Genomic DNA, 1,271 nt, shown 5'->3' with positions numbered 1-1,271 from the left:
CGCGGCCGGGCGGGCCGGCGGCCAGAAGCGGCGGTGCTGGAAGGCGTAGGTCGGCAGTTCGACGCGCCGCGCGGCGTCCCGGACGTCGGCGGGGGCGGGCAGCACGGCGGTCCAGTCGACGGGCAGGCCGTGGACGTGGGCGGTGCCGATCGAGCGCAGCAGCCGGTCGGCGCCGTCGTCGTCGCGGCGCAGCGTGTCGATCACCAGCGGGTCGGGCAGGTCGGTGCGGGCGGCCAGCGTCTCCTGGACGGCGGGCAGCAGCACCGGGTGGGCGGAGACCTCGACGAAGGTGCGGTGGCCGGTGGCGGCGAGGGCTTCGACGGCCTCGGCGAAGCGGACGGTCTGCCGGACGTTGGCGTACCAGTACCGCGGCCCCAGCTCCTCGCCGTCCACCAGCCGTCCGTGGACGGTGGAGAACAGCGGGACGGCGGCGGGGCGCGGCCGGATGTCGGCCAGCAGCCGCGGCAGGGTCTCCGCCAGCGGCTCGCACAGCCGGGAGTGCGCCACGAAGTCGGTGACGGGCACGCGCCAGCGCATCGCCTTGCGCTTGCGCAGCACGCGTTCGAACTCGACGAGCGCGTCGGGTTCGCCGGAGACGACGGTCGTGGCGGGGGCGTTGACGGCCGCGACGGCGAGCCGGTCGCCGAAGGGTTCCAGGAGTTCGCGCACCAGCTCGACGGGCAGCACCACGGAGAGCATGCCGCCCTCGACGCCGAGGCCGGTCAGCGCGGCGGCGCGGACGGCGACGATCCGGGCGGCGTCCTCCAGGGTGAGCGCGCCGGCGACGGTGGCGGCGGCGATCTCGCCCTGGGAGTGGCCGACGACCGCGTCGGGGACGACGCCGGCGGCCTCCCAGACGGCGGCGAGCGAGACCATCACGGCCCACAGCAGCGGCTGCATGACGGCGGCGCCGTCGGGCGCGGGGGCGTCGGGCTCGCCCGCGAGCACGGCGTGCGGGTCCCAGTCGACGTACGGGCGCAGGGCCCGCGCGCACGCGGCGAACCGGGCGGCGAACACCGGCGACTGCGCGGACAGCCGTCGGCCCATGCCCTCCCACTGGCTGCCCTGGCCGGGGAAGACGAACACCGTCCGGTCCTCGCGGGCGGCGCTCTCGCCGGTGAGGGCGTGCTCGGTGTCCTGGCCGGTCATCAGGGCGGCCAGGCCCCGGCCGAGTCCGGCGGGGTCGGCGCCGACGACGACGGCGCGGTGCTCGAAGGGGCTGCGGGTGGTGGCGAGCGCCCGGGCCACGGCGGCGGGCGGCGGGGTGTCGG

Annotated in this window: 1 protein-coding gene; it reads right to left on the bottom strand. The window is 77.7% G+C overall.

The genetic code is table 11. The annotated features are described in order from the left end of the window. The coding region (locus tag AE652_RS41595) for an acyltransferase domain-containing protein (RefSeq protein WP_049661208.1) at positions 1–1,271 on the bottom strand (1,271 nt) is incomplete at both ends.

The sequence above is a fragment of the Kitasatospora sp. MY 5-36 genome (assembly GCF_001182915.1).
In the GTDB taxonomy this organism is placed as follows: Bacteria; Actinomycetota; Actinomycetes; order Streptomycetales; family Streptomycetaceae; genus Kitasatospora.
The sequence above is the reverse complement of the archived record's forward strand: the minus strand, read 5'-3'. Positions and strand labels throughout refer to the sequence as shown.